General features: G+C 57.1%; 9 protein-coding genes. All 9 read left to right on the forward strand.

Annotated elements, in window-relative coordinates; genetic code table 11:
- Positions 1–802 (forward strand): molybdopterin dinucleotide binding domain-containing protein (locus B7L72_RS09080; RefSeq protein WP_139788490.1); only part of this gene is annotated, 802 nt, incomplete at its 5' end.
- Positions 799–2,361: a nitrate reductase subunit beta gene (gene narH / locus B7L72_RS09085; RefSeq protein WP_081193909.1), complete on the forward strand. Its 1,563-nt coding sequence runs from the start codon at positions 799–801 to the stop codon at positions 2,359–2,361. The genes B7L72_RS09080 and narH, both read left to right, overlap by 4 nt.
- Entirely contained in the window at positions 2,354–3,160 is an 807-nt protein-coding gene (narJ, locus tag B7L72_RS09090) for a nitrate reductase molybdenum cofactor assembly chaperone (RefSeq protein ID WP_081193911.1), read from the forward strand. The genes narH and narJ overlap by 8 nt, the downstream gene beginning before the upstream one ends.
- A 12-nt stretch (positions 3,161–3,172) precedes the next feature.
- Positions 3,173–3,865: a respiratory nitrate reductase subunit gamma gene (gene narI, locus B7L72_RS09095; protein ID WP_081193913.1), complete on the forward strand. Its 693-nt coding sequence runs from the start codon at positions 3,173–3,175 to the stop codon at positions 3,863–3,865.
- Positions 3,866–3,908: 43 nt separating this feature from the next.
- Positions 3,909–4,730, forward strand: a complete 822-nt coding sequence (locus B7L72_RS09100; RefSeq protein WP_081193915.1) for a peptidylprolyl isomerase — start codon at positions 3,909–3,911, stop codon at positions 4,728–4,730.
- A 35-nt stretch (positions 4,731–4,765) separates the two neighbouring features.
- A complete protein-coding gene (moaB, locus tag B7L72_RS09105) occupies positions 4,766–5,344 on the forward strand; it encodes a molybdenum cofactor biosynthesis protein B (RefSeq protein WP_081193917.1) in 579 nt (192 codons plus the stop codon).
- The gene (locus tag B7L72_RS09110) at positions 5,341–6,603 is read left to right on the forward strand and encodes a molybdopterin molybdotransferase MoeA (RefSeq protein ID WP_081193919.1); all 1,263 of its coding nucleotides are present in this window, start codon (positions 5,341–5,343) and stop codon (positions 6,601–6,603) included. Before moaB ends, B7L72_RS09110 begins: the two co-directional genes overlap by 4 nt.
- A 53-nt stretch (positions 6,604–6,656) precedes the next feature.
- Complete coding sequence (locus tag B7L72_RS09115) at positions 6,657–7,061, forward strand: putative zinc-binding protein (protein WP_081193921.1); 405 nt, start codon at positions 6,657–6,659, stop codon at positions 7,059–7,061.
- Positions 7,058–8,047 (forward strand): GTP 3',8-cyclase MoaA, encoded by a 990-nt coding sequence (moaA, locus tag B7L72_RS09120; protein WP_081193923.1) that lies wholly within the window; start codon positions 7,058–7,060, stop codon positions 8,045–8,047. Before B7L72_RS09115 ends, moaA begins: the two co-directional genes overlap by 4 nt.
- The last annotated feature ends 7 nt before the right edge of the window (positions 8,048–8,054 follow it).

The following is an 8,054-nucleotide window of genomic DNA, read 5'->3' on the forward strand; positions in this document are numbered from 1 at the left end:
AGCGAGGCCCAAGCAGGAAGAGAAAATTCGGTTCCGTGATGTGGTTGCCCAGCCGCGCAAGATTATCTCCAGCCCCACCTGGTCGGGTCTTGAGGACGAGCACGTCTCTTATAACGCTGGCTATACCAACGTCCACGAGCTGATTCCATGGCGCACCGTGAGCGGTCGACAGCAGTTCTATCAAGATCACGCCTGGATGCGCGCGTTCGGTGAAAGTCTGCTGGTCTATCGTCCGCCCATCGACACTAAAGCGGCCAAAGGCTTCACGCTACCTGCCGACAACGGTTTCAAGAGCAAGGCGCTGAACTTCATCACGCCGCATCAGAAGTGGGGCATTCATTCCACCTACTCAGACAACCTGCTAATGCTGACGCTTAACCGCGGTGGCCCGGTGGTGTGGCTCTCCGAGGCAGACGCTGCCTCGATTGATATCGAGGACAACGACTGGATCGAGGTTTACAACGCCAACGGTTCGATTGCGGCGCGGGCGGTGGTCAGCCAGCGCGTCAAAGACGGTATGGTGATGATGTATCACGCCCAGGAGCGCCAGGTGAACGTGCCTGGCTCCGAGATCAGCGGCACCCGGGGCGGGATCCACAACTCGGTTACCCGGGTCTGCCCCAAGCCTACCCATATGATCGGTGGCTACGCGCAGCTCTCTTACAGTTTTAATTACTACGGCACCGTCGGCTCAAACCGCGATGAGTTCGTATTAGTGCGCAAGATGAAACACGTTGACTGGCTGGATGGTGAAGGCAATGACAGTGTTCAGAAGAACAGTGCTCAGGAGGCCGTGAAATGAAGATTCGTTCCCAGGTAGGCATGGTCCTCAACCTAGACAAATGCATCGGCTGCCATACCTGTTCGGTGACCTGCAAAAATGTCTGGACCAGCCGCGAAGGTATGGAGTACGCCTGGTTCAACAATGTCGAGACGAAGCCCGGTATCGGCTATCCCAAAGAGTGGGAGAACCAGGCCAAGTGGAAGGGCGGCTGGATGCGCCGTAACGACGGTCGGATTGAACCGCGTATTGGTGGCAAATGGCGGGTGCTGGCGAATATCTTCGCCAACCCCGACCTGCCTGAAATGGACGACTACTACGAGCCGTTCACCTTCGACTACCAACACCTGCATACCGCCAAGATCGGTGAGCACCAGCCGGTGGCGCGTCCGCGCTCGCTGATTTCCGGTCAGCGTATGAAAAAGATCGAATGGGGTCCGAACTGGGAAGAGATTCTCGGCACCGAGTTTGCCAAGCGGCGCAAAGACGCCAACTTCGACAAGGTGCAGGCAGATATTTACGGCCAGTTCGAAAACACCTTCATGATGTATCTGCCGCGCCTGTGCGAGCACTGCTTGAACCCCACCTGCGTCGCCTCCTGCCCTAGCGGTGCAATCTACAAGCGGGAAGAGGATGGCATCGTTCTAATCGACCAGGACAAGTGCCGTGGCTGGCGGATGTGTATCTCCGGCTGCCCCTACAAGAAGATCTACTACAACTGGAAAAGCGGTAAGTCCGAGAAGTGCATCTTCTGCTACCCGCGTATCGAGGCCGGTCAGCCGACCATCTGCTCCGAGACCTGTGTGGGCCGTATTCGTTACCTCGGCGTGTTGCTTTACGACGCCGACCGTATTGAGGAAGTGGCAAGCTCGCCGGACGAACGCGACCTCTATCACCGCCAGTGCGACATCTTCCTCGATCCGCATGACCCGGAAGTGATTGCCCAGGCGAAAAAAGATGGCATTCAGGACAACGTCATCAAGGCTGCTCAGGCATCGCCCGTCTACAAAATGGCCATCGACTGGGGTCTGGCGTTGCCGCTACACCCGGAATATCGCACCCTGCCGATGGTCTGGTATGTGCCACCGCTCTCGCCGATTCAGTCCGCCGCTGAAGCGGGGCACGTGGAGTTCGACGGTGTACTGCCCAAGATTGAGTCGCTGCGTATCCCGGTCAAGTACTTGGCTAATCTATTGACCGCTGGTGAGGAAGAGCCAGTAGTGCTGGCGCTCAAGCGCTTAATGGCGATGCGCGTCTACATGCGTAGTAAGCATGTGGAAGGGGCTCCCAATGCTGAGGTGCTGGATGCGGTGGGTCTTAGCGAAGCTCAGGTAGAAGAGATGTATCGCTACCTAGCCATCGCCAACTATGAGGATCGTTTCGTTATCCCCACCAGCCATCGGGAAATGGCCACCGACGCCTTCCCCGAGCGAGGTGGTTGTGGCTTTACCTTTGGTGATGGTTGCCACGGTGAGAGCCAGCCCAGCCTGTTTAACGGTCGTAAGCAGACCAGCGTTTTGGTGAAGCCGGTAGAGGTCTTCGACCCGCAGCCCCAACTTGAGGAGACTCGTCATGACTGATGCTGCTATCCAACCGCCACTCTCATCGGCCCCGGTAGAGCCGTCATACGAGCCGGTGCAGGGTATGCGTAGTCTGCGCGTGCTGGCACGCTTACTCGATTACCCGACCCAGGAGCTGCAGGATGCCTGCGGTGAGCTAATCGAAATTCTCAATGCCGAGCGCCGCCTGGGAGCGGCCCTCAAATCGTCGCTGATGGATTGGTGTCAGCGACTTCATGACGGGGATTTGTTGGAGCTGCAGGCCGAGTACGTTGCTATATTCGACAAGGGGCGCGCGACGTCACTGTTGCTATTCGAGCACGTGCACGGTGAGTCCCGTGATCGTGGCCAAGCCATGGTGGATTTAATGGCTGAGTACAGCGCTGCTGGTTTCGAGCTGGATGCCCGGGAGCTGCCTGACCACCTGCCGGTATTTCTTGAGTACCTCTCACTGTGCGATGAAGCAGAGATTGGCCGCTGGCTGGGCGAAATACGCCACATACTGGCGCTGCTCACCGCACGGTTGGAAGAGCGGGGAGCGGATCACGCGCTGGTACCGCTGTCACTTTTGGCGTTAATCGGCGCCGAGGGGGATGTCGAAGAGCATCGGCCCCAGGTCAAGAAAGAAGTGCCTGATAACACCCCCGAAGCCTTGGACGCCGTATGGGAAGAAGAAGCGGTGCGCTTCTCGGCAACCTCTGACGAAGACTGCGCGCTGCAGTCTGCCGAAGGCCGCCGCTTGGCCGAGCGCAAACACACCGTTCAGAGCCAGCCGGTACGCATCATGCCTGCCGCTACCGCTCATCCCGCCAATCGTTAAAGGAGAAAGATCATGTTTGACGCGATTGCGCTTTACCTAAATCACCTTCTCTATGGCTACTACCCCTATCTGGTCGGCACGGTGTTCCTGATCGGCAGTTTGATGCGCTACGACCAAGGTCAGTTCACCTGGAAGACGGGCTCCAGCCAGATGCTTTCATCGAAGAACATGCGTCTGGCCAGCAATTTGTTTCATATCGGCATTATCGTGATCTTCTTTGGCCATCTGTTCGGCATGCTGACGCCGCACTGGATGTATGACCGCTTTCTTGATCCCAGCACTAAGCAGCTTCTCGCGATTGTAGTGGGCGGTATTGCCGGTGCGATGTGTTTAATCGGCGGTGCCATGTTGCTATATCGGCGTATCGCTAATGCTCGGGTGCGGGCTTCTTCCAGTGTTATGGATACCGCCATCCTGGGGCTGATTGTGTTCCAGGCGGCACTGGGCATGGTCACCATTCTTTTCTCGCTGGGCCACATGGACGGCGAGATGATGGTCACCTTGGCCAGCTGGGCCCAGGCAATCGTCTTCTTCGGTGGCGGCGCTGCCAATTACATGGAAGAGGTCTCTTGGATCTACAAGCTGCACATCTTCGTGGGCTTAACCATCATCCTGCTGTTCCCCTTCACCCGCTTGGTTCACGTCTGGAGCGTGCCGTTCGGTTATATCACACGTAGGTACCAGCTGGTACGCCGTCGCGGTTGAAAAAAGTCTTCCGCACGCTCAGATTTATGAAGAGGTACATGCCATGCAGATGATTGATATTGAACAACTCCCTGGGGGCGTTTCCCCCCCGCCAGTGCGCGTCGGCAACGCCGGTATCGACGAAGAAGCCATTGCGTTAGAGATGCAGTACCACCCTGCCGAAACGGCGGGGGAGGCTCAGCTTCAGGCGGCGCGCGCCCTTGTAGTCAAAGAGCTGCTGCGCCAGCGCGCCATTGAGCTTGGCTTGTTATCGGCCCAAGGCCAGACGGAAGCGCAAGAGGACGCTGCGATTGCTGCCTTACTTGAGCAGGAACTGGTAGTCCCCGAGCCTGAAGATGCGGACTGCCGACGCTTTTTTGACACCCACCGTGAGCGCTTTAGCGAACCGTCTCAATTGCGTGTTCGGCATATCCTGCTGGCGGCGGCGCCCGACGACTCTCAGGGGCGCGATGAAGGATGCCAGCTTGGAGAAAAGCTGATTAAAGAACTCACAGCGATACCTGAGCGGTTTACTGAGTTCGCCCAACACCACTCTGCGTGCCCGTCAAAAGAGATGGGTGGTGATTTGGGCTGGCTGGTCTCGGGGCAGACTGTCCCTGAGTTAGACCGCGCGTTGCAGCACTTACCCGAAGGGCTCCACGAGCGCCCGTTAGCGTCTCGCTATGGCTGGCATGTGGTGAGTATTGACGTGCGGCGTGAAGGGCGGGCATTGCCTTTTGAGCAAGTCGTTGACCGGGTACGCCATAGCCTGCGGGAGCAGGCGACGCGACGTGCGCTGCGCCACTATTTGTTGGCGCTGGAAAGCGAGATAGGCGTCGAAGGGATTGTTCTAGATGACGATGCTGGCGGCAGCTTGATGCAATAGCTTGAAGCAATAGCAAAGCTAATAGGAGAGGCTTGATGTCCCATGTTCCTGTAGATGCTCTTTTCACTCCGCTTGGCATCGCGGTGCTAACGGTTTCCGATACACGTGGTTTCGATGAGGATGGCAGCGGTGATCTGCTGGTTAAACATCTGAGTGAAAGCGGCCATATCCTGGTAGAGAGGCGCATCGTTGTCGATGATATCTATCAGGTTCGTGCCGTGGTCTCGGAATGGATTGCGCGATCAGATATCCACGCGATTCTGGTTAATGGCGGCACTGGCTTTACCGCTCGGGATACCACTCCCGAGGCGTTGATACCGTTGTTCGACAAAGCGATTGAGGGGTATGGCGAGCTGTTCCGCCACTACTCCCTGAAGACCATTGGCACAGCGACGATTCAGTCTCGCGCCGTAGCTGGGGTGGCCAACCGAACGATGATGTTTGCGATGCCCGGCTCGCCCAAAGCGTGTGCCTTGGCGTGGGATAAAATTATTGCTTTGCAACTGGACTCCCGCACTCGGCCCTGCAACTTCGCTGCCATGGTACTGCCTTCAGCGACCCCGTGCAGTGGACGCCATAAAGCGACTTCTTCCAATGAGGTGGAGCGTTTATGAACTGTCACTGCGCAGAAATAGTCACGCCCGGCTTGTTAGATCTGTTCGATGCTCGCCAACGGCTTATCGACGCCGCCACGCCCATTAATGCAGTAGAAAGCATCACCCTAGAACAATCGGCGGGGCGAGTGCTGGCAGAAACGGTTGTCGCCCCCCTCGATATGCCGGGTGTGGACAATAGCGCTATGGATGGTTACGCGCTGTGTCTGGCTGATTACCAAGCGGTACCCCGCGGTGCAGGCTTACCCATTCTTCAACGCGTACCGGCTGGGGCAGGCGTCATGCTGCTACCGGAAGGAGGCTGCGCGCGTATTTTTACCGGCGCGCCGGTGCCCATGGGGGCAGATATTGTAGTGCCTCAAGAGCGGGTAACCCTTGATCAGCGCGGGCATATACACCTCGAGGGTAGCTTGGTGCTAGGCGCTAACATTCGCCGCCAGGGCGAGGAGACTCGCATGGGAACCCCGCTACTCGCTGCAGGTACTTTTCTTGATGCCGCGTCGATTGCGCTGCTGGCAAGCCATGGTATTAACACGGTTAACGTCAAACGGCGCCTGCGGGTGGCGCTACTCTCAACCGGCGATGAGCTAATTACCCCAGGTACGGCGCGATCACCGGGACAGGTATACGACAGCAATCGCGCCATGCTTAACGTACTGCTAGCGCAAGCTCAGTGCGATGTGTTGGACTTGGGCGTCATCGCTGATTCGCCGCAGTCATTGCATCAGGCTTTTGAGCACGCACAAACCGCTGCAGATGTGGTGATGTGCACCGGTGGCGTTTCGGTAGGCGAAGAGGATCATGTTCGTCCGGTGATCGAGCAGCGCGGTGGACTACATTTTCATGGTGTCGCGATGAAGCCAGGGAAGCCCTTTGCTTTCGGTTATCTAGGCGCGGAGTCTTCCTCTTCCACACCGTTAATGGCGCTGCCGGGTAACCCAGTGGCCTCCCTGGTGGGCTGGCAACTGCTGGCGCTGCCGTTTATTCATGCCATGCAAGGTAGAAGTGTCGCTGCGTTGCAGAGTTATCCCGTTAAGGCAGGCTTTTCTCAGCGCGGCCCCAGGGGGCGTTGTGAGCTGTTAAGGGTGGTGCTGGACTGGGCAAGAGAGCTGCCAGTGGCGCAGTTAGCGGGTGGGCAGGGCTCGCATATGCTCAGTGCGGCTAGCCAAGCCGATGGCTATTTAATGATTAATCCCGAAACAGACGTAGCAGAAGGAAGCACCTACCACTACTACCCCATCAATCAGTTCGCCGCTTGAACAGCTTTTCCTATCGTGGCCACTGACCTCGTTTGTTTTTCATAGGAGAGGGTATGTCTTCACAACACAAACCCCGCACACTGATTTATGCCTGCTCCGGCTGCTCTGATGTGGCGCAACTTGCCAATAGCGTTGCCCTGCGTCTTGACCATGCAGGAGAGGCAGAAATGTCCTGCATTGCCGGTGTCGGCGGTGGTGTGCCCGGCCTGGTGCGCATTGCACGCTCCGGGCGCCCTATTGTAGCCATTGACGGGTGCCAGATGCACTGCGCCAGCCACTGTCTCGCCAAAGCGGATGTGATACCCACAGAGCACGTAAAGCTATATGAAAACGGCCTGCGCAAGCGGCGGGGCCAGTTTTATGATGAGCAAACAATCACTGAGGTTACCGCAGAGGTAAAAGGACTCATTGCCCGGCTGCCCGTTAATGCCAGTACCCAAGAGGAGCCCGTAGAATGAATGCACTAGTTGATGGGTTTGGCCGTACGGTGCGTTACCTGCGTATATCGGTGACTGATCGTTGTGATTTTCGCTGTGTGTATTGCATGGCTGAGGAAATGACCTTTCTGCCACGCGCCCAGCTGCTGACCCTTGAGGAGATAGCCGACCTTTCGCAGGCGTTTGTCGAGCTGGGCGTGGAGAAAATCCGCCTAACCGGCGGGGAGCCGCTGGTACGCCAGGGCGTACTCACGCTAGTGCAAAAACTCGGTGCATTGGAAGGTCTGCGCGAGCTGGCGATGACCACCAACGGCTCAGGCTTGGTCAAGCATGCCGATGCTTTGCGGCAAGGCGGGCTACATCGGCTCAATATTAGCCTCGACTCGCTCAAGCCCGAACGCTTTAAAGCATTAACCCGAACGGGGGATCTTGATCAGGTGGTCGCGGGTATCCGTGCAGCGCGCCGCGCTGGCTTTCAGTCGATTAAGCTCAACGCCGTACTGCTCAAGGGGCGCAATGACGACGAAATTCTCGACTTGGTAAACTTTGCCCGGAATGAGCAAGCCGATATCAGCTTTATCGAGGAGATGCCGCTGGGCGCTATCAGCGAGCATAACCGTGGTGAAACCTTTCTTTCCACTGATGCGGTTCGAGAGGCCATAGAAAACCACTATCAACTCTTACCCACCACCGAGACCACCCTAGGGCCATCCCGCTATTACCGTATGGCAGACAGCCAATCGCGGATTGGCTTCATCTCTCCCCATAGCCACAATTTCTGTGGCGCCTGTAACCGTGTCCGGGTGACGGCTGAAGGGCGGCTACTGCTTTGCCTGGGCAATGAGCATTCGGTAGATTTACGCGCCATCATGCGACGTTATCCGGGGGACTCCCAGCGGCTTAAATCAACTATTGTGGCGGCCATGAAGAAAAAGCCTGAGCGTCATCACTTCACGACGGATGGTGAGGTTCAAATAGTAAGATTTATGAATGCAACCGGCGGCTAGAGTGACT

The sequence above is a fragment of the Halomonas sp. BC1 genome (genome assembly GCF_002078135.1).
Taxonomy (GTDB): Bacteria; Pseudomonadota; Gammaproteobacteria; order Pseudomonadales; family Halomonadaceae; genus Vreelandella; species Vreelandella stevensii.